18 protein-coding genes are annotated in these 18,719 nt (G+C 64.1%); 12 read left to right on the forward strand and 6 right to left on the reverse strand.

Annotated elements, in window-relative coordinates; all coding sequences use genetic code 11:
* Window positions 1–73 precede the first annotated feature (73 nt).
* Window positions 74–832, reverse strand: a complete 759-nt coding sequence (fhuF, locus tag CQ050_RS19960; RefSeq protein ID WP_105558568.1) for a siderophore-iron reductase FhuF — start codon at window positions 830–832, stop codon at window positions 74–76.
* Window positions 833–1,052: 220 nt separating this feature from the next.
* On the opposite strand from fhuF, the gene CQ050_RS19965 reads away from it, so the two are divergent.
* Window positions 1,053–2,669: a cyclic peptide export ABC transporter gene (locus CQ050_RS19965; RefSeq protein WP_105558569.1), complete on the forward strand. Its 1,617-nt coding sequence runs from the start codon at window positions 1,053–1,055 to the stop codon at window positions 2,667–2,669.
* 170 nt (window positions 2,670–2,839) lie between these two features.
* On the opposite strand, the gene CQ050_RS19970 is transcribed toward CQ050_RS19965, so the two are convergent.
* The gene (locus CQ050_RS19970) at window positions 2,840–4,525 is read right to left on the reverse strand and encodes a sensor domain-containing diguanylate cyclase (RefSeq protein ID WP_105558570.1); all 1,686 of its coding nucleotides are present in this window, start codon (window positions 4,523–4,525) and stop codon (window positions 2,840–2,842) included.
* 212 nt (window positions 4,526–4,737) lie between these two features.
* Here CQ050_RS19970 and CQ050_RS19975 point away from each other — a divergent pair, with 212 nt between their 5' ends.
* The 7 genes from CQ050_RS19975 (at window position 4,738) to arsH (ending at window position 9,845) form a co-directional block, all read left to right on the forward strand.
* Complete coding sequence (locus CQ050_RS19975; RefSeq protein WP_105558571.1) at window positions 4,738–5,016, forward strand: metal-sensing transcriptional repressor; 279 nt, start codon at window positions 4,738–4,740, stop codon at window positions 5,014–5,016.
* Between the two features lie 11 nt (window positions 5,017–5,027).
* Entirely contained in the window at window positions 5,028–5,867 is an 840-nt protein-coding gene (locus tag CQ050_RS19980; protein ID WP_105558572.1) for a nickel/cobalt efflux transporter, read from the forward strand.
* Between the two features lie 121 nt (window positions 5,868–5,988).
* Entirely contained in the window at window positions 5,989–6,315 is a 327-nt protein-coding gene (locus CQ050_RS19985) for a helix-turn-helix transcriptional regulator (RefSeq protein WP_105558573.1), read from the forward strand.
* A gap of 17 nt (window positions 6,316–6,332) precedes the next feature.
* Window positions 6,333–6,833 carry an arsenate reductase ArsC gene (locus CQ050_RS19990; RefSeq protein ID WP_105558574.1) on the forward strand — a complete coding sequence of 167 codons (501 nt, stop codon included), beginning with the start codon at window positions 6,333–6,335 and terminating at the stop codon, window positions 6,831–6,833.
* Between the two features lie 6 nt (window positions 6,834–6,839).
* Entirely contained in the window at window positions 6,840–7,925 is a 1,086-nt protein-coding gene (gene arsB, locus CQ050_RS19995) for an ACR3 family arsenite efflux transporter (protein ID WP_105558575.1), read from the forward strand.
* Complete coding sequence (locus tag CQ050_RS20000; RefSeq protein WP_105558576.1) at window positions 7,922–9,118, forward strand: MFS transporter; 1,197 nt, start codon at window positions 7,922–7,924, stop codon at window positions 9,116–9,118. Before arsB ends, CQ050_RS20000 begins: the two co-directional genes overlap by 4 nt.
* 19 nt (window positions 9,119–9,137) lie before the next feature.
* Window positions 9,138–9,845, forward strand: coding sequence for an arsenical resistance protein ArsH (arsH, locus tag CQ050_RS20005; protein WP_105558577.1), 708 nt, complete (start codon window positions 9,138–9,140; stop codon window positions 9,843–9,845).
* A 77-nt stretch (window positions 9,846–9,922) separates the two neighbouring features.
* Here the strand turns inward: arsH and CQ050_RS20010 are convergent, their stop codons facing one another.
* Genes CQ050_RS20010 through CQ050_RS20025 form a run of 4 tightly spaced genes read right to left on the reverse strand, consistent with a single transcriptional unit; the run spans window position 9,923 to window position 14,979 of the window.
* Window positions 9,923–11,560: an ABC transporter ATP-binding protein gene (locus tag CQ050_RS20010; protein WP_105558578.1), complete on the reverse strand. Its 1,638-nt coding sequence runs from the start codon at window positions 11,558–11,560 to the stop codon at window positions 9,923–9,925.
* Window positions 11,557–12,387 (reverse strand): ABC transporter permease, encoded by an 831-nt coding sequence (locus CQ050_RS20015; RefSeq protein ID WP_105558579.1) that lies wholly within the window; start codon window positions 12,385–12,387, stop codon window positions 11,557–11,559. Before CQ050_RS20015 ends, CQ050_RS20010 begins: the two co-directional genes overlap by 4 nt.
* Before the next feature lie 3 nt (window positions 12,388–12,390).
* A complete protein-coding gene (locus tag CQ050_RS20020) occupies window positions 12,391–13,365 on the reverse strand; it encodes an ABC transporter permease (RefSeq protein WP_105558580.1) in 975 nt (324 codons plus the stop codon).
* A 9-nt stretch (window positions 13,366–13,374) separates the two neighbouring features.
* Entirely contained in the window at window positions 13,375–14,979 is a 1,605-nt protein-coding gene (locus CQ050_RS20025; RefSeq protein WP_105558581.1) for an ABC transporter substrate-binding protein, read from the reverse strand.
* 261 nt (window positions 14,980–15,240) lie between these two features.
* Between CQ050_RS20025 and CQ050_RS20030 the strand changes: the two genes are divergently transcribed.
* The 4 genes from CQ050_RS20030 to CQ050_RS20045 are packed head-to-tail and all read left to right on the forward strand — an operon-like array spanning window position 15,241 to window position 18,693.
* Window positions 15,241–16,113 carry a VOC family protein gene (locus CQ050_RS20030; RefSeq protein ID WP_105558582.1) on the forward strand — a complete coding sequence of 291 codons (873 nt, stop codon included), beginning with the start codon at window positions 15,241–15,243 and terminating at the stop codon, window positions 16,111–16,113.
* A 1-nt stretch (window position 16,114) separates the two neighbouring features.
* A complete protein-coding gene (locus CQ050_RS20035; RefSeq protein ID WP_105558583.1) occupies window positions 16,115–17,224 on the forward strand; it encodes a M14 family metallopeptidase in 1,110 nt (369 codons plus the stop codon).
* 36 nt (window positions 17,225–17,260) lie between these two features.
* Complete coding sequence (locus tag CQ050_RS20040; protein WP_105558584.1) at window positions 17,261–18,274, forward strand: zinc-binding dehydrogenase; 1,014 nt, start codon at window positions 17,261–17,263, stop codon at window positions 18,272–18,274.
* Complete coding sequence (locus CQ050_RS20045; protein WP_105558585.1) at window positions 18,271–18,693, forward strand: PaaI family thioesterase; 423 nt, start codon at window positions 18,271–18,273, stop codon at window positions 18,691–18,693. The genes CQ050_RS20040 and CQ050_RS20045 overlap by 4 nt, the downstream gene beginning before the upstream one ends.
* Window positions 18,694–18,719: the final 26 nt, after the last annotated feature.

The following is an 18,719-nucleotide window of genomic DNA, read 5'->3' on the forward strand; positions in this document are numbered from 1 at the left end:
TGAGAATCGGTGCCGTTTAGTCCCAGCTGCAAAATTCCCGATGGCCGGGGTGGATATGGCGGGGAAGGGGGAGCTAGGCGCCGCGCGTCTCGCGCAGGGGCCGATTGGGCGCGGACAGCGGGCAAAGATCGCAATACCCGTGGCCAGGCAGCATGTAGTACAGGCAGCAGCGGCGAAGCAGGGCGTGCGCGCGCGGGCCTTGCGGCGTGTCGCGCACCACCTCGCGCGGGGCGCGGTACATCGGGTTGGGCTCACCACGCCACAGGGGCGCGTCGAGCAGCAAGGCGCGATCTTGCGCAAGCTGCGCGTTGCCCGGCATCGCCTGCATTAACTGCGACAACGTCAGGTCCAGATAGCGCGCCACGTTTCCCCAAGTAATCTTCGGGGTCAGCCGCGCGCATTGCGCCAGCCGCGTCGCCAGCGGTTCCAGGTGTTCATGTAGCAAAGGCGCATAGCGTGCGTGAGTGTCACTGCCTGGCTGCGCTTGGCCGTCATGCGGAATCAACAGGCGCAACACCGCGCCGTCGCCATCAAATTGCGGTTTGACCTGGCGCGCAGCCGTGGGCAAGACGCGCTGCAGCACGCTGGCCGCTGCGGCAACGGGCGGCAGCAGGCGCCAGAAATACGTCAGCGTCCACACCGAGGCGACCGGGGCCAGCGCCGCCGCACCGAAATGCCGCGCCTGCCGGGCCAGGATGAGCGGCAGCGCTTCGGCGTCTTCAAGCAGTTGGGCCACTGTGGGCTGCCCGCAAGCGTTCTCACCCGCCAGCGCCACCCCATCGCCATGCGCCGCCCAGTCGCCGGGGAACAGTGGCGCCAGCACCGGGATCATTGTTGGATTCCCGCGGAGCGTGTGCGCGCACAGCGTTCACGGCCCAGGCGCGAGGGCGGTCGAGCAGCGGGCAGGGCGAGGGCGCAGTCCATCCCATACAGACGAACCGGCTCGACAAAAATTTAGCCCTGCGTGCAACGCGGCATGGCGACGCCTAAACATCCGCCAGGCTGCTTCGTCTTCATTAGTTGAGCGCAGGCATCTACATCGAGGAATTCGGTTGATTACCCATCTGATCAAGCACTCCAAAAAACTCCTGGCGCTTGCTTCGTTTACCTGCGTGTGCGCCGGCCTCTTCAGTGTGCTGCTGGTCATGCAGATCAATATCGCCCTGACGGCGGACGCCGCCGAGCGTCCGCGCCTGGCCTGGATCTTTGCGCTGACGGCCGTACTGGCGATGCTGGCGCGAATGGGCTCGGCGCTGCTGTTCGAACGGCTCAGCCAGCAAACGCATGCTGACTTGAGACGCTACATCACGGACCGCGCGATGCAGGCGGACTTCGCGCATCTGGAACGGGTGGGCGCCGACCGCATCCAGTCGGCGCTGACTGAGCACAGCGCCAACATCGCCCAGTACTTCGTCAGCCTGCCCGCCATTCTGAACAACGCCGTCGTGGTGGCGGGTTGCCTGGTGTACATGGCGTTTCTGTCGTGGAAGGTGTTTCTTGTGGCGGTGCTGGTGGTCGGCCTGGGCTCTCTGGGCTACCACCTGGCGCATTTGCGCGCGATCAAGCATCTGGAGGTCGCGGCGCGCGAACAAGACCAGCTGTTTGGCTACTTTCGCGCGGTAAGCGCGGGCGCCAAAGAGCTGCGGCTGAACCGTGGCAAGCGTTCGGCGTTCCTGGCGGACATGCTTCATCATTCGATCGAGGCGGTGCGCCGCGCCCGCACGCGCGGCATGTCCATCTTCGTCGTATCCGCCAGCTGGAGCAATTTCCTGGTCTACGCGTTCATCGGCCTGGTGCTGTTCGCCCTGGCCGGCAACCAGCCTGGCCAGGAACGCGTGATGACGGGCTTTGCGTTGCTGTTCCTGTACATGGTGGCGCCGCTTGAGGCCTTGCTGCTGAACATTCCGCGCGCCAACCTGGCGAAGGTGTCCGCCCGCCGTATCCACGACATCGTGGGCGGCATGGTGGCCTCGGAGCCCACCGCGTGCGAGCTAACGCCCGCCGCCGCGTCGCCCCGCATTTCGCTGCACGAGGTCACGCACAGCTATTACCACGAGCAAAGCGACTACATCTTCCAGCTGGGGCCGATCAACCTGTCGTTCGAACCGGGCGAAATCGTCTTCCTGGTGGGCGGCAACGGCAGCGGCAAGACCACGCTTGCCAAGCTGCTGGTGGGGCTGTATCGCCCGGAATCAGGCGAGGTGAGGGTGGATGGCGAGCCGGTAGGCGACCACAACCGCGACCGCTACCGGCAGACGTTCTCGGCGATCTTTGCCGACTTCCACCTGTTTGACCGCCTGCTGGAAAGCGGCCGTGACGATGTCGACGACGTCGGCAACCGCTGGCTTGAGCGGCTGCATCTGCAACACAAGGTGCAGGTGCGCGATGGCGCCTTCAGCACCAGCGCGTTGTCGCAGGGGCAGCGCAAGCGCCTGGCGCTGGTGGCGGCCTACCTGGAAGACCGGCCCTTTGTGGTGTTTGACGAATGGGCGGCGGATCAAGATCCGCTGTTCAAGGAAGTCTTCTACCGGGACCTGCTGCCAGAGCTGCGCAATCGTGGCAAGACGGTGTTGGTCATCTCGCACGACGATCGTTATTTCCCGCTAGCCGATCGCATCGTGTACATGGAAAGCGGCCGGTTGGTACCGGGCGCGGCGCTGGCTGCCTAGGTTCAGGATCAGGAATGGCGGGTACCCGCTAGCTTTAGACGTAATACGCATAATGTGTATTATGTAAAGTACTAGATATGGCTACGCCCCTAGCGCGCACGTTCAACCGTCCGTATCACAACCATTCCGGCATGTTGAATCCACGCTCTCGAGCTCGGCCCGACGTTGTTCTATCGAAAAAACACCGATTCGATCCGATTGCGGCCCCGCTGCTTGGCGTAATAAAGCGCGCGGTCGCTGCGGCTGAGCGCCAGCTCTGCATCTTCATCCCGCGTGTGTAGCGCGGAAATGCCGATGCTGACCGTCAGCGGGATGTGCCGCCCGCCGAACAAATACGGCGTATCCGCGATCTGGCGCTGCACGTTTCGGGCGAACAGGTGCGCGTTTTCGATGTCGGTATCGGGCAGCACCACGGCGAACTCCTCGCCGCCAATGCGCCCGACCAGATCGGTTTCGCGCAGCTGGGCGCGCAGCATGTTCGCAAAATGCTGCAGCACGCCGTCGCCGATGGCGTGGCCCCAGGTGTCGTTGATGTGCTTGAAGTGGTCCAGGTCGCACATCAGCACCGCCGAACCCAGGCCGCCGTGGCCCTTGATCCGCGTCAGCTCCGCGGCGATGCGCGACATGAAATGGCGACGGTTGGGCAAGGTCGTCAGCGCGTCCGTGGCGGCGAGCTCGCGCAATTCGAATTCAGCGCGCTTGCGGTCGGTAATGTCGGTGACGAACCCGTGCCACACCACGCCATTGTCGGCGTCGCGGCGCGGGCTGGCGGCGCCCTGCCGCCACCGCACGCCCTGCAACGGCAGGCAGACGCGGAACTCCAGGTGCCACGGCGTCAGCGCGGCGGCTGCTTGCTGCAGCGAGGTGCGATACGCAGGCAGGTCGTCTGGATGGATGCGCTGTTCGATCGCGGTGGTGTTGGCGCGCACATCGTCAGCGGTCAGCTCGAACATGTCCCAGATGCCTGCACTGACATACGAGAACCACGAGCCGCCCTCGGGCACCGGCCGACACTGGAAGACCAGGCCGGGTACCGCGTCGGTAAGGTTGACGACAAGGTCTGCCGTACGTTTGAGCCGCTCGGACATGGCGCGCACCGCGCTGATGTCGGTAGTCGTGCCCATCATCCGAAGCGCCCTCCCCGTGCCGTCCCGGCTAATCACCTTGCCGCGGCTGCAGATCCATTTGTAGCTGCCATCTTTGCAACGGATGCGATGCTCGACTTCATAGCTTTCTGTCTTGCCGTCGAAATGGTCCTGCATGGTGGCGCGCACATAATCACGGTCGTCCGGGTGCAGGCGCGCGTAGGCGTCCTCGATACGCGTGGAGAGTTCCGATTCGCAATAGCCTAGCAAGGCCTTCCAGCCTGGCGAATAGGTGATCTCGCCGGTCACCACGTTACGGTCCCAGACGCCCGTGCCACTACCTGCGATCGCCAGCGATAGCTTTTGGGCTTCGTCGCGCCACGTGTCTTCGTCGGCATGCTCGCCACACAGCGCGTGGCGTTGTTCGATGGCCGCGGCCGCGAGGCCGGCCAGGTCCGTCAAGGCCAGGCTGTCTTCGTCGGTAAAATCCCGCGCCTGCCCGTGCAGCAGCCGCAAACTGCCGAGTAGGCGCCCATCGGCGGCGCGCATGGGACAGTCGACGGACCAGGGCTGGGGCTTCGCGGGCGGCGTGCCATCCACTGCCTGCCATGCGCCCGCTGCGCTGGCGCCCGCAAGGATCACCATGTCCACCCCAAACAAGCGTCGGGCCAGGCGCGCGACCCGGCCCAGGGAGTCGTCGGCTTCGCCATGCGCGCCACCGGCGCCATCGCCAGGGGGTCGGGTTGCGTTCGGATCACCGGTAGCGGGCATTTCGGGACCTGATCAATACGGGGTTCACCGGTACAGCCGGGTGGCGCGTTCCTGACATTCTGTCACGTTCTGCACCAACATTACATCATTTCCGAGTGTGCACCCGCTTCAAGAAGACGGGCGTCACATCGTCTGCTCCTTGTGTGCGGGAAATCCTGGTTAGCCTAAGGGTTGTCCCGGCCTTATCCTCCCCGGGGGGATATTATCGGCACATGACGACGCCCAACCCGCACCACCACCATGACGCCGTTGCCAAGCGCCTGAAGCGCGCCGAAGGCCACTTGCGGAGCATTCTTCATATGATGGAAGAGCATCGTTCCTGCCTGGATCTTGCGCAGCAGCTGCATGCGGTCGAAAAGGCGATATCCCAGGCCAAGAAAATCCTCATTCAGGATCACATTGACCATTGCCTGGAAGATGCCGTGGGCGAACTTGATGATGCCCGTCGACGCACCATCGACGAGTTCAAAGCAATCACGAAGTACCTCTAGCAGGAACACCCATGCTGTCCTTTTCCGATCTCCTGGCGCAAGGAGCCGCGCACGCGTGGCTGTTCATTCCAAGCGCCATACTTCTTGGCGCGTTGCACGGCCTTGAGCCTGGGCATTCCAAAACGATGATGGCGGCGTTCATCGTCGCGATCCGAGGAACCGTTGGCCAAGCCGTGCTGCTTGGAATCACCGCAACGATCTCGCACACCTTGATCGTGTGGGGAATCGGGCTTGGCGGGATGTACTTGTGGCAAGGCGTGGACGCCGAAGGGCTGGAGCCCTACTTCCAGTTGGCATCCGGGCTGATCATCGTGCTGATTGCCGCCTGGATGTTCTGGCGCACCTGGCGCGAACCGCACGCGAATGACGCGCACCACCATGACCATGATCATGGTCATTCGCATGGGGAGCATGCTCATGGCTTAGCGCATCGGGAAATCGACACGGGCCACGGTCGTCAAGACGCTCACCAGTTGGCGCACGCGAACGACATCCGGCGTCGCTTTGCGGACAAGAACGTCACCAACTGGCAGATCGCGCTGTTTGGTCTGACGGGCGGACTCATTCCCTGCCCTGCCGCAATCACCGTGCTGCTGCTATGCCTGCAACTCAAGGAATTCACCTTGGGCGCGGTCTTGGTGCTGTGTTTTTCCATCGGTTTGGCCATCACGCTAGTCACGGTCGGCGCCATTGCGGCGTTGAGCGTCCGCCATGCGACAACGCGGTACAGCTGGTTTTCGACCGTCGCCCATCGCGCGCCTTACTTTTCCAGCTTGTTGATCATCGCGGTGGGTGTTTACGTGGGGATGAATGGCTGGTTTGGACTCCAGGCGTTGCGTGGTTCTGCCTAAGCAGAATCCTGCCGGCGTATAGGCCCCTCGGCGATGAAGGTCAGGTAGCGGTTTCCGTTTACGCAGGACTGAACAGGCATTTTCATCGCCTATAATTCAATAATCGTTGTATGATAGAACTATGAATGAAGATCAAGTCATCTCGGCGCTTGGCGCCCTTGCCCATCCTCAGCGCCTGCGGACCTTCCGGGCACTCGTCGTGGCGGGCCTGCCTGGGCTGACGCCCAGTACGTTGGCGGACCAGCTTGGCGTTGCCCGCAACACGTTGTCCTTCCATTTGAAGGAGCTGTCGCACGCCGAGCTGGTCAGCGTCGAGCAACAAGGACGGAACTTGATCTATCGCGCCGACTTCTCACAGATGAACGGATTGCTTGGGTATCTGACGGAACATTGCTGCCAGGGCGCCTCTTGCGAGGTGTCCGACTCCAGCGCTTGCACGACTTGCTGAAACCCAGGACGACATCCATGCCACAACTGCCTTTCAACGTGCTATTCCTTTGCACGGGCAACTCCGCCCGCTCGATATTGGCTGAAGGCCTGCTCAACGGATTGGGCGGCAGCCGCTTCCAGGCCTACTCCGCGGGCAGCACGCCCAAGGGCGAGGTCCATCCGCTGGCGCTTGCCACGCTTAGCGCCTATTCGTTGCCTTCCGAGGGTTATCGCAGCAAAAGCTGGGACGAATTCGCGGTGGCGGGTGCGCCGAAAATGGACTTCATCATTACGGTCTGCGACAACGCTGCGGGTGAGGCCTGCCCCCTATGGCCAGGCCATCCCATGACGGCGCACTGGGGCATCCCCGACCCCGCAGCCCACGAAGGGACTGAGGAATCCCGCAGCAAGGCGTTCCATGACGCGGCGCGAGCCCTCAAGCGGCGCATCGAACTCTTTCTCTCTTTGCCTCTTGAACGTCTGGACGCGATGTCGCTTCAGGCCGAGCTGCGCGGCATCGGCAAGACGCAGGAGTAAATCCCCATGTCGTTCCGGACACAGGCCGAGCCCCGGCGGCAGGAACGCGGCGGGATGAGCGGTTTTGAACGCTACCTGACGCTTTGGGTGTTTCTTTGCATCGTGCTTGGCGTGGCCCTCGGCCAGTACATGCCTGCACTGTTTCAGGCCATCGGGCGTCTGGAAGTCGCGCAGGTCAACCTTCCGGTCGGCCTGCTGATCTGGGTGATGATCATTCCGATGCTGCTGAAGGTCGACTTCGGGGCCATGGGTCAGATCAAGCAGCATTGGCGCGGCATCGGCGTCACGCTATTCATCAACTGGGCGGTCAAACCCTTTTCCATGGCGCTCCTGGGCTGGCTGTTCATTCGCCACGTGTTCTCGCCCTGGTTGCCCGCCGAGCAGCTGGATAGCTATATCGCGGGCCTGATTCTTCTGGCCGCGGCCCCTTGCACGGCGATGGTGTTCGTCTGGAGCCGGCTGACCGGCGGCGATCCCGTTTTCACGCTGTCGCAAGTGGCGCTGAACGACACGATCATGGTGTTTGCGTTCGCCCCGATCGTCGGCCTGCTACTGGGTTTGTCGGCCATCACGGTGCCCTGGGATACGCTGCTTGTGTCGGTCGGGCTGTACATCGTGATTCCCGTAATACTCGCCCAACTTTGGCGCCGCGTGCTGATGCGTCGCGGACAGGCGGCCTTTGAAGCGGCATTGGCGCGGATCGGGCCGTACTCCATGGCGGCGCTGCTGCTGACGCTGGTGCTGCTGTTCGCATTTCAAGGCGAAGCCATCATTGGCCAGCCGCTGGTGATCGCCATGCTGGCCGTGCCAATTTTGATCCAGGTGATCTTCAACTCTGGCCTGGCGTACTGGCTGAATCGTTGTGTCGGAGAAAAACACGACATTGCGTGTCCGTCGGCATTGATCGGGGCGTCCAACTTCTTCGAGCTTTCCGTCGCGGCCGCGATCAGCCTGTTCGGATTTCAATCGGGCGCTGCGTTGGCGACCGTCGTCGGCGTGCTTATCGAAGTTCCGGTGATGCTGCTGGTCGTGCGCGTCGTGAACCGGTCCAAGGGCTGGTACGACAAAGGCGCCCGCCGGGGCAGCCAGTGAGCAGCGCCCCGCTGCGGGTTGTCGGTACGCTAGGCACGGCCCAAACGCTGGCTTGGGCCTCTTCCTACTATCTGCCCGCCATGCTGGCAGCCCCCATGGCGGACGAACTGGGGGTTCCGACCGCCACCGTCTATGCGGCCTTTTCCGGCGCAATGGTGGCCTCGGCGCTAGTCGGTCCGTGGGCTGGGCAAGCGATCGACCATCGCGGCGGCCGCGTGGTCCTGGTCAGCACAAGCCTGGTATTCGCGCTGGGGCTGGCCATGCTGGGCCTGGCGCAAGGCCTTTGGACGATGGTGATGGCCTGGCTGATCATTGGCGTGGCGATGGGCGCCGGCCTTTACGAGGCCGCTTTCTCCAGCCTGGTCCGCCTGTATGGATACCGTGCCCGCGGTGCCATCACGGGGATCACCCTGATCGCCGGTTTTGCCAGCACTGTGGGATGGCCGTTGTCGGCCTGGATGGAAACGCGGTTTGGCTGGCGCAATGCGTGTTTCGGCTGGGCTGGCTTGCATCTGCTGATCGGCCTGCCGTTGAATGCATGGCTGCCGACATTGCCCGGCCTGCGTACCGCGACAAAAAAAGAAAAGCCGATGGTTGAGGAACCCGTAGCGGCGTCCGTCCCTCCCACGGCGGTGCCCAAGCGGCCCGGGATCACGACCGCTCTCCTCGCTTTCGTTTTCGCGGCGACATGGTTCATCAGCACCGCCATGGCCACCCATTTGCCGCGGATGCTGGAATCCGCGGGCGCCACGCTCGCGGCGGCGGTTGCCGTGGGGGCGCTCATCGGCCCCGCCCAAGTCGCTGGTCGTTTGCTTGAATTCGGATTGCTGCGCCAGGTTCATCCCTTGTTATCGGCACGGCTCGCCGCGTTGGCGCACCCCGTCGGCGTAGCGGTGTTGCTGCTGGCGGGTCCGGTGGCGGCTCCGCTGTTTGCGGTCCTGCATGGTGCCGGCAACGGCATCCTGACGATCGCCAAAGGCACCTTGCCGCTGGCGCTTTTCGGCGCCGAAGGATATGGGGCGCGCCAGGGCTGGCTGATGATGCCCGCGCGCGTCGCGCAGGCGCTGGCACCGCTGCTGTTCGGGCTGGCGCTGGACGCTTGGGGCGCTGATGCCTTGTGGCTCTCCGGCGCGATTGGCCTGGCCGCCTGCGGCGCGCTGATGTTGCTGCGTGCGCAGCCATCGGCATATTGAATTTCAGTCTGGAGAAAAAATGAGTCTGTCTAACGTCGATCCGCTTCGGTTCGAACCGCCAAACCTGGAGGCATTGTTCCCGCCGCACCGCGCGACCCATGCCCCCCGCTTCCTTCTGCTGTACGGATCATTGCGCGAACGGTCATACAGCCGCCTGGTGGCCGAGGAATCCGCACGGTTGCTGCAAGCGCTGGGCGCCGAGACCCGCATGTTCAACCCGTCGGGGCTGCCGCTGGTCGACGACGCCAGCGACGATCATCCCAAAGTCCAGGAACTGCGCGAGCTGGCCCAATGGGCCGAGGGCATGGTCTGGAGTTCCCCCGAACGCCACGGCGCGATGACCGGCTTGATGAAGACGCAGATAGATTGGATACCGCTGTCGGTAGGCGCCGTGCGCCCGACGCAAGGGAAGACGCTGGCCGTGATGCAGGTGTCGGGCGGATCGCAATCGTTCAACGCGGTGAACCAGATGCGCGTGTTGGGCCGCTGGATGCGGATGTTGACCATTCCCAACCAGTCGTCGGTAGCCAAGGCCTATCAGGAATTCGATGATGCGGGCCGCATGAAGCCCTCTCCCTATTACGACCGGATCGTCGATGTCATTGAAGAGCTGATGAAGTTCACCTTGCTGACGCGGGATGCCGCGCCGTACCTCGTGGACCGCTACAGCGAGCGCAAGGAATCCGCCACCGCCCTTTCCAGCCGGATGAAGCAAGCCGCCATCTAGGCGGTTGTCAGGGCATCCGGCGCGACACGATGTCGACGCGTCGCGTCGCCTGCGTCATATTGAAGGGCAAAGGACGCTCAGGCAGCTTGACGGGCAGTCACGCTGGCCGGGTTCCAGCGACGCCCCGGAACCGCGGCCAGCAGGGCCTGGGTGTACGGATTCGTGGGGTTACCGAACACCTCCGAGCAAACGCCCTCTTCCACTACCCTGCCATCCTTCATGACCGCCACATGGTCGCAGATCTGCGCAGCAACGCGAAGATCGTGCGTGATGAATACGATGGACAGGCCCAGCTGCTGGCGCAGCCGCGCCAGCAGCGCCAATACCTGCGCCTGCACGGACACGTCCAATGCCGAGACGGGTTCGTCGGCGATCAGGACCTGCGGGCGCATGGCCAACGCACGCGCCAGTCCCACGCGCTGACGCTGCCCGCCCGAGAATTCATGTGGAAAGCGGCGGATGGCGTCCGCCGACAATCCGACCAGTTCGAAAAGCTCTTGCGCAAGCGCCAGTGCCTCCCGCCTGGGCATGCCGTGCACCATGGGGCCCTGGGCTACGATTTCGCCGACGCGCTGGCGGGGATTCAGAGATCCGTACGGATCCTGGAACACCATTTGCACCAGTTTCGCATGCGCGCGGCGCGCGGAGCCGCCCTTGAAAGCTAGCGGTTTTCCGGCCAGTGAGATGCTGCCGCCATCGGGAGGCAACAAGCCCAGCAGCGTGCGGGCCAAGGTGGACTTTCCCGATCCGCTTTCGCCGACGATCCCCAGCGTCTGGCCCTCGCGCAGGGTCAATTCGACGCCGTCCACGGCATGCGTCACGCGGCCGGGGCGTCCGAACCAGCCTCGCTTGCGATAGGTCTTGGACAGCGCCTTCGCCGCCAGGATGACCGGCGCGTCGGCCTCCGGCGTCGAGCGGGCCTCGGCGGGCGCAAGAGGCGGCACCGCGGCGATCAAGGCACGGGTATACGGATGCTGAGGATGTTCCAGTACCTGCTCGGCGGTGCCGCTTTCCACGAGCACACCGCGTTGCATCACTGCCACGCGGTCGGCAATCTCGGCGACCACGCCGAAGTCATGAGTGATGAACAGCACAGCCGTACCCTTACGGCGCTGTAGGTCGTGTATCAAATGCAGGATCTGCGCCTGCGTCGTGACGTCCAGCGCCGTGGTGGGCTCGTCGGCAATCAGCAGTGCTGGTTCCAGGGCCAGGGCCATGGCGATCATGGCGCGCTGACGCTGTCCGCCAGACAATTCGTGCGGGTAGGCGTTCAGCGCCTGCGCGGGATTCGGCAAGTGCACGGAATCCAATAGTGCCAGCGTCCGCTGGCCGATTTCGGCTCTTCCCAGGCGCGTGTGCGTGCGAAAGACCTCCTCGATCTGGTCGCCGATGGTGCGCAGCGGGTTCAGCGCGGTCATCGGTTCCTGAAAGATCATGCCAATGCGCCGGCCGCGCAGGCGGCGCAGCGCATCTGGCGCCAGTTGCAGCAGATCTTGTCCTTCCCAATGGATCTTTCCGCCGCTGGCGTGCACGCCTTGCGGCAACAAGCCCAGGATGGCGCCCGCGGTCAGCGACTTGCCCGACCCGCTTTCCCCGACCACGCACACGATTTCGCCAGCGTTGACGCTTAAAGTAAGGTCCTTCAGCGCGTGGGGCCTGTCGGCGCCGGCAGGGAGGTCCACGGTAAGGTTCTGGATGCGCAGCAAATCGGTCATGAGCGTTTCAGCCTGGGATTGAGAGCGTCGTTGATCCCCTGCCCCACCAGCGAAATCGCCAGTACGGTAAGCAGGATGGCGACGCCGGGAATAGCGGATACGTACCATTGCACCCGGAGGACTCCCCGGCCGCCGCCGATGAGATTGCCCCAGGAAGGCACGTTGGGGTCGGACAGGTTCAGGAAGGCCAGCGCGCTTTCCAGCAGGATGGCGGTGGCCATGATGACGCTGGCGTACACGATGACGGGCGGCAACGCGTTGGGCAGGATTTCGCGGAAGATCAGGCGCAGGTCACCCATGCCCAGCGTCCGGCCGGCTTGGACGAACTCGCGCGCCTTGAGCGTCAGGAACTCCGATCGCGTCAGGCGTGCCACCGGTGGCCATGACACCAGGCCGATCGCCAGAACGACGGTATGCAGGTCGGAGCCGAACACGGCCACCAGCACCAACAGCAGCAAGAAGTTGGGCAGGATCTGGAAGGCTTCCGTCACGCGCATCAGCAGGTCGTCAATGGCGCCGCCGTAATAGCCGGCCACCGCGCCCAGTGTCACCCCGATCAGCACGGACAACAGCGTCGCCACCAGTCCGATCGCCAGCGTGACGCGCGCGCCGTGCAGGATCTGCGCGGCGATGTCGCGCCCGACCTGGTCGGTACCCAACAGAAAGCGCGCATTCTCGCCGGGCCATTGCAGCGGCCGGCCTGCCAGGCTGAGCGGGTTCTTCGGGTACCACAGGCCTGCGCCTAATGCGCCGGCGCAAACCAGTGCCAGCAGCACCAGCCCCAGCACGGCGATCGGGCTATGGAAGTATCGGCGTATCGTTTCCATGGTTCAGCTCCGCGCAATTCGGGGGTCAAGCCGTGCATACAACAGATCAACCACGAAGTTGATTGCGATCACCAGCAGTGCCGACACGAACACGATGCCCAGCAAGGTGTTCAGGTCGCGCTGCACCACCGATTCATAGGCAAGCCGGCCCAGGCCGGGCAAGGCGAAGACGCTTTCCACGACGACCGAACCGCCCAGCATGGTGCCTGCCTGCAGACCCAGCAGCGTGATCATGGGCAGCAACGCGTTGCGCAGGATGTGCCGGGCGACCACAGCGGTCTCGCGCAGGCCTTTGGCCCGCGCCGTGCGCACGAAGTCGTGCGTGGACACTTCCAGCATCGACGCGCGCATGATGCGCAGGTAGGTGGCCAGGAAGATCAGCGCAAGGGTGGCGGTGGGCAGTACAAGGTGCCAGGCGACGTCCAGGATGCGCGCCCAGCCCGTGTAGCCCGAGGCGATCGTCTCGAATCCCCCTGCCGGCACCCAATCCAGCCACACGGCGAAGACGAAAATGCCCATCAGGCCGAACCAGAACGACGGCGTGGCACAAAACACCAGGCCCAGCGTGGAGATCAGCGCGTCTGCCCAGCCATTGACGCGCCGCGCGGCAATCACGCCCAGCGCCATGCCGCCGGTAAAGGCGAAGGCCAGTGCCGACCCCATCAGCAGCAGCGTGGCCGGCAGGCGTTCGGCGATCACCGTCGAAACCGGCTTGCCATAGATTGCGGAATACCCCAGATCCAGGTGCACGAGCCGCCACAGGTAGTTGCCTAGGCGCGACGTCGTGGACTGGTCCAGTTCATAGTGCGAACGCAGCGACGCGATGGTGGCGGCATCGGCTCCGCCGATCTGCGCCACCAGAGCATCCACCGTGTCGCCCGGCGCCAATTGCAACAGCAGGAACAGGCCCGCCAGGATGATCAGCAGCGCCGGCGCAGCGGCCGTCAGCCTGCGTGCGGCCAAAGTCAGGAAACCCATGCCCGCGTCCTAAGCCGAGAGCCAGGCGTCGTGCCAGTCGCTGGATGGCCAGCGCGCATTGTTGTGGCCATTCTGCAGTTTGCGGCTGGCGACCGAATAGAACTGCCTTTCCGTCGCCATCCAGATGGGAAGCTCGTCATTGACGGTCGCCACCCACTCCGCATAAAGCGCCTTGCGGCGAGCCGGGTCGATTTCGGACGCGGCATCATCGATCAATTTGTCCACCTTGTCCGACTGCCAGCCGTACTGGTTGGTCCACGGCGCGCCCGCAGGGCTGCCCGAGCGATACCAGACGGTGGTGGAGACGGCGGGGTCGCCGCGATACTGGTGCCAACCCGTGGCGATATCGAACGTATGGTTCTTGTAGACGGACGCCAGCGCGCCAGCGATGTCGTATTGGACGATCTCCACCTTGATGCCGACGGCCTCCAGCGACTGCTGGATGAAGGTGGCCAGCAACGGCACGTCTTCGCCGTTCTGGATGGGCACCAGTTTCAGCGTGAAGCGTGTGCCGCCGGCGCCGCGCTTGTAGCCGGCTTCGTCCAGCAGCGCCTCGGCGCGCTTGACGTCGAAGGGATACGGCGGCTTGCTGCCGGCCGGAAAGAACGTTTCGGACGTCGACGGGATCGGACCGGTAGCGGGCTTGCCTAGCCCGTAAAGGAAGTTCTCGATGAAGAAATCGATGTCTATCGCATGCACGATTGCGCGGCGGACGCGAACGTCGGCCAGTTCCTTGCGGCGGAAGTTGAATTCCAGCGTATTGTTGAACACGTTCGCCTCCAACCCCTTGCTACGGACTTCGAAGCGCGGGTTCTGCTTAAGCCGGTCCAGGTCAGCCAGCGTCAGCTGCGAGTACGCGCTGAGCTGCAGCTGGTCCGTTTCAAGGGCCGCGGTGGCTGCGGATTTGTCCGTGATGATGCGCCATACGACGCGGTCCAGATAGGGTTGGTCGCGGCGCCAGTAGTTCGGGTTGCGTTCGGCGATGATGAACTGTCCTCGCTGGTACTGCACGAACTTGAAGGGGCCCGTACCCACGGGCGCGGTATTGGCCGGGTTCTCCAGTACGTCGGTCCCCTCGTACAGATGGCGGGGCACCACATATCCCAGGTCCGCCAATGCACGCAATAGCAGATCCAGCGGCATGGGCCGGCTATAGCGGAACACGGCCGTATGCGGGTCGGGCGTATCGACGGCTTCCAGGTAAAGCTGCAGGGCCGTGCCGAAGTTCAGGTGCTTCTTCCAGAGTTCCAAAGCGTTGTATTGCACGTCGGCCGACGTGAAGGGTTTGCCGTCGTGCCAGGTCACGCCTTCGCGCAGCTTGAAGGTGATGGTCTTGCCGTCGGGTTCAGTCGTCCATGACGTCGCCAGTTGCGCCACCGGCTTGCCGGCGGCGTCCAGGTCCACCAGCGATTCAATGATTTTGCTGGTCACGATGTACACCCCGGTGGAGGCACGCAACGCGGGGTTAAGAATGCGTTGTTCAGACCCAAGATGGACATTCAGCACGCCACCGTGACGGGGGGCTGTGACCTGAGCCAGCAACGATGTGGGGAACGCCATCGAAGCGGTCAACGCTCCGGTGGACAGGATGAATTCACGGCGGGTAGTACGCATCGGAGGGGACTCTATGGTTCTGCCTGGAAGAAGCTGCGGATCATAGGCCTGCGTTATGAGCCAGGAGAAATGCCGATTTTTCATTTGCTCATGCTCTGTCCGGCGCCGGCGGCCGGAGCGGCCCGCAGGCAGCGGCCATCAGCGGGCTCTGACGGAGCGTCGAATGAAAATCAGATATCGACATGCGAATTCAATCGTTCTAGCCCGCTCATGCCTGCGCCAGACTGCACCCTCTTTTCCAACGCGAATTCAGGAGCTTCGATGTCTCTCCCGTCAGTCACCGGCCTGGATCACTACATCATCCGGGTCAACGATCTGCAGTCGGCGACCGACCGCTATGTGAAGCTGGGCTTTAGCCTTGCGCCGCAAGGCAGGCATCATCGCGGCACCCGCAACCAGACCATCATTCTTGATGCCAACTATTTGGAACTGCTTTATTTTCCCGAGGAACTGAAAGCAGAGTCGCGCTTTAGCGGCTATGACGATGGCTACGAAGGCCCGGTCGCCACCGCCTTGCAAACCACGGACAGCAGGGCCGTGCACACCGAACTGGCACGCTTGGGCATCGCGGCCGAACCGCCGCAAAGCGGCGGCCGCCCGGTTCACCTGCCAGAGGGCAGCGAAGATGCCGCTTGGAACAACACGAATTTTCCGGCCGGCCTGCTGGGCGTTCCCGACTTCTTCACGTGCGGCCACCTGACGCGCCACCTCGTTTTCCGGCCGGAATGGCAGGAACACGCCAACGGCGCGCGGCGCATCGAATCGCTCATCGCCGTCCATCCCGCTCCGGCCTCGCTGCGCGCCGGCTATGAACGCGCGTTTGGACCGATTGCCATCGGCGAATTGCCCGACGGCGGCCTGCAAGTGCGGCGCGGCAGCCTACGCATCGACTTCCTGAACCCCACCGCGTTCGAACAGCGCTACCCGCGCGTCCGCGTCCCCACCGGCCTGCCGGAATCGGCCCACGGGGGTTGGTTCGCGGGATCGGTGATCGGCGTGCGCGACCTGGCGAAGACGCGCGCCCTGTTCAACGCCAACCAGGTGAACTACCGCGCCAACGCGCACGGCGAACTGGTGGTAGCGCTTGAAGACGGAGCCGGCGCGCTGCAGGTCTTCGTGCAAGAGGCGGCCTGACATGAGTGGCCCCCTACCTGAATACTGGGACTGCTTTTCGGCGAATTACGCGGCGGCACGCCAAGCGTTCGTCACCGCCGCGACAGCGCGCGGCGCCGCCTTGTCGCACCATGCGCATCCCACGCTGAAAGACCCGCACGGCCAACCGCTAAGCGTGGATGTCGCTGTGGTGGGCCGTGCCGACGCCCCGCGCACGCATCTGGCAATCAGCGGCACGCACGGCCTGGAAGGCGCGGCCGGCTCTGCCGTGCAGATCGGCTGGTTGCGCGCCGATGGCGGCAATCCCTTGCCGGACGACGTGAACGTGGTGCTGGTGCACGCGCTGAATCCTTACGGCTACGCGTACGACACCCGCACGACCGAAAACAACGTCGACCTGAACCGCAACTTCATCGACCACACGCGTCCAACGCCGGCCAACCCGCATTACGCCACGCTGCATCCGCATCTGATTCCAGACGCCTGGACCGAAGCCAGCCTGGAAGCCGGCGCCCGCGCCGTCGAGGCGTTCCGCGAGACCCACGGCGCCGACGCGCTGTTTAACACCACCGCCAGCGGTCAGTACACGCATCCGGATGGCCTGGTCTACGGCGGTAGCGGCCCCGAATGGTCTAACCGCACCCTGCGCCGCATTGTCGACGAACACCTGGCAGCCAGCAAACGCGTGGCCTTTATCGACTGGCACACCGGCATCGGCGAATACGGCGAACCCTTTTTCCTGTGCTTCAACGACGAGGGCAGTCCCGAACAGGCGCAGGCCGCCTACTGGTGGGGCGCCGCTCGGGTCCGAGATCAGCGCCCGCATGGGCTGGCGCGTCCCGATTACCAAGGGCTGGTATTCCGTGGCGTGCAACAGGCGCTGGGTGGCCGCGCATTGGCCGGTGCTGTCGTCGAGTTCGGCACGCGCGGCCTGCAGATGCGGCCGGCACTAAGACTGGACCAGTGGCTGCGGTTCAAGGCCCCGCATGCGCCCGACGCCGCCCGAGACGCCCAGCTTCGCGCAGACCTGATCGACGCCTTCGTGCCCGTATCGAGCGTATGGCGGCGCAGCACGCTGGCCCACGGCCTGGCCATCACCCGCCAGGCGATCGCCGGCGTGGCGGCCTGGTGAGCATTTTCCCTTTTCTTCTTCCCACTATTGGCAGTCATGAAAGCAATTGTTTTGCGTGAACACGGCGGCAACGACAAGCTCCGCTTGGAAACCGAATTCCCCGATCCCGTCGCCGGGCCGGATGACGTCGTTATTCGCGTGCGCGCGTCTTCCTTGAACTACCACGACGTGTTCACGCGCCGCGGCATGCCCGGCATAAAACTGCCCTTCCCTGTGATCATCGGCCTGGATGTCGCCGGCGAGGTCGTGCAGATTGGAGGCAACGTGCAGGGCTGGAAGGTCGGCGATCGCGTGCTGGTGGACCCGATCGACCGTGTCGACGGCGGCCTGGTGGGCGAAACCATCCATGGCGGCCTGGCGGAGCTATGCCGCGTACCGGCGCACCAACTGCTGCGCCTGCCTGACGAGGTCAGTTTCGAACAGGCCGCGGCGCTGCCCGTGGCCTACGGCACTGCGCTGCGCATGATGAACCGCATCGGCCAGATCCAGGCTGGTGAAAAGGTCCTGATCCTGGGCGCCAGCGGCGGCGTCGGCGTGTGCGCGGTACAACTGGCCAAGCTGGCAGGCGCCGAAGTCATCGCCTGCGCGGGCACGCCTGAGAAAGGCGAAGTGCTGCGCGCGCTTGGCGCCGATCACATCATTCTGTACACCGAAGAGGACTTCCTGAAAGCCGTGCAGGAACGCTTTGGCCGCCCTGCCCGCCGTCGTGGCACCAAGTCGGGCGGCGTGGACGTGGTGGTGAACTTCACGGGCGGCGACACCTGGGTGAAATCGCTGCGCTGCCTACGTCTGGGCGGCCGGCTCTTGACCTGCGGCGCCACTGCGGGCTTCGATCCCAAGGAAGACCTGCGCTACCTCTGGACGTTCGAGCTGCAGGTCCGCGGGTCCAACGGTTGGGACCGCGAAGACCTGCATGAGTTGCTGGAACTGGTGCGCAGTGGCCGCCTCCATGTGCAGGTGGACCGCAGCTGGCCGCTTGAGCAAGGCGCCGAGGCCTTGGCATCGCTGGAAGATCGCAAGGTCGTCGGCAAAGTGCTGGTGACATCATGAGCGATGTCCTGAATGCCGCCCAGATCCAGGCCAAATTCGACGATTCGCCGTTCATCGCGTGGCTGGGCTTGTCTGTCAGCGCCGTGGACCACGAGCGTGGCGAACTGACCGTGCTGGCCCCGATGCGGGCCGAATTCGAACGTGGCGCCGCCAGCGGCCAATGGCATGGTGGCCCGTTGGCCGCCGTGATCGACACCGTCGGCGACTTTGCCGTCGGCATGCTTCTGGGTCGCGGCCTGCCCACCATCAACTTCCGCGTTGACTACCTGCGGCCAGCCGTCAACACCGGCCTGACCGCGGTGGCACGCGTGCGCCGTAATGGGCGCAGCGTCGGCGTGGCCGACGTGGACCTCTACAACGACCAGGGCGCGCTTGTCGCCATCGGCCGCGCAACCTACGCCACGCTCAGCCAAGGCTGACCCGCGTCATCCTCGCAAGGATTTCC

The organism is Achromobacter sp. MYb9, assembly GCF_002975275.1.
GTDB lineage: Bacteria > Pseudomonadota > Gammaproteobacteria > Burkholderiales > Burkholderiaceae_B > Achromobacter.

Coding starts and splice junctions, on each gene's coding strand:
- fhuF (WP_105558568.1), bottom strand. CDS start 832: ATGATCCCGGTGCTGGCGCCACTGTTCCCCGGCGACTGGGCGGCGCAT.
- CQ050_RS19970 (WP_105558570.1), bottom strand. CDS start 4,525: ATGCCCGCTACCGGTGATCCGAACGCAACCCGACCCCCTGGCGATGGC.
- CQ050_RS19975 (WP_105558571.1), top strand. CDS start 4,738: ATGACGACGCCCAACCCGCACCACCACCATGACGCCGTTGCCAAGCGC.
- CQ050_RS19980 (WP_105558572.1), top strand. CDS start 5,028: ATGCTGTCCTTTTCCGATCTCCTGGCGCAAGGAGCCGCGCACGCGTGG.
- CQ050_RS19985 (WP_105558573.1), top strand. CDS start 5,989: ATGAATGAAGATCAAGTCATCTCGGCGCTTGGCGCCCTTGCCCATCCT.
- CQ050_RS19990 (WP_105558574.1), top strand. CDS start 6,333: ATGCCACAACTGCCTTTCAACGTGCTATTCCTTTGCACGGGCAACTCC.
- arsB (WP_105558575.1), top strand. CDS start 6,840: ATGTCGTTCCGGACACAGGCCGAGCCCCGGCGGCAGGAACGCGGCGGG.
- arsH (WP_105558577.1), top strand. CDS start 9,138: ATGAGTCTGTCTAACGTCGATCCGCTTCGGTTCGAACCGCCAAACCTG.
- CQ050_RS20010 (WP_105558578.1), bottom strand. CDS start 11,560: ATGACCGATTTGCTGCGCATCCAGAACCTTACCGTGGACCTCCCTGCC.
- CQ050_RS20015 (WP_105558579.1), bottom strand. CDS start 12,387: ATGGAAACGATACGCCGATACTTCCATAGCCCGATCGCCGTGCTGGGG.
- CQ050_RS20020 (WP_105558580.1), bottom strand. CDS start 13,365: ATGGGTTTCCTGACTTTGGCCGCACGCAGGCTGACGGCCGCTGCGCCG.
- CQ050_RS20025 (WP_105558581.1), bottom strand. CDS start 14,979: ATGCGTACTACCCGCCGTGAATTCATCCTGTCCACCGGAGCGTTGACC.
- CQ050_RS20030 (WP_105558582.1), top strand. CDS start 15,241: ATGTCTCTCCCGTCAGTCACCGGCCTGGATCACTACATCATCCGGGTC.
- CQ050_RS20035 (WP_105558583.1), top strand. CDS start 16,115: ATGAGTGGCCCCCTACCTGAATACTGGGACTGCTTTTCGGCGAATTAC.
- CQ050_RS20040 (WP_105558584.1), top strand. CDS start 17,261: ATGAAAGCAATTGTTTTGCGTGAACACGGCGGCAACGACAAGCTCCGC.
- CQ050_RS20045 (WP_105558585.1), top strand. CDS start 18,271: ATGAGCGATGTCCTGAATGCCGCCCAGATCCAGGCCAAATTCGACGAT.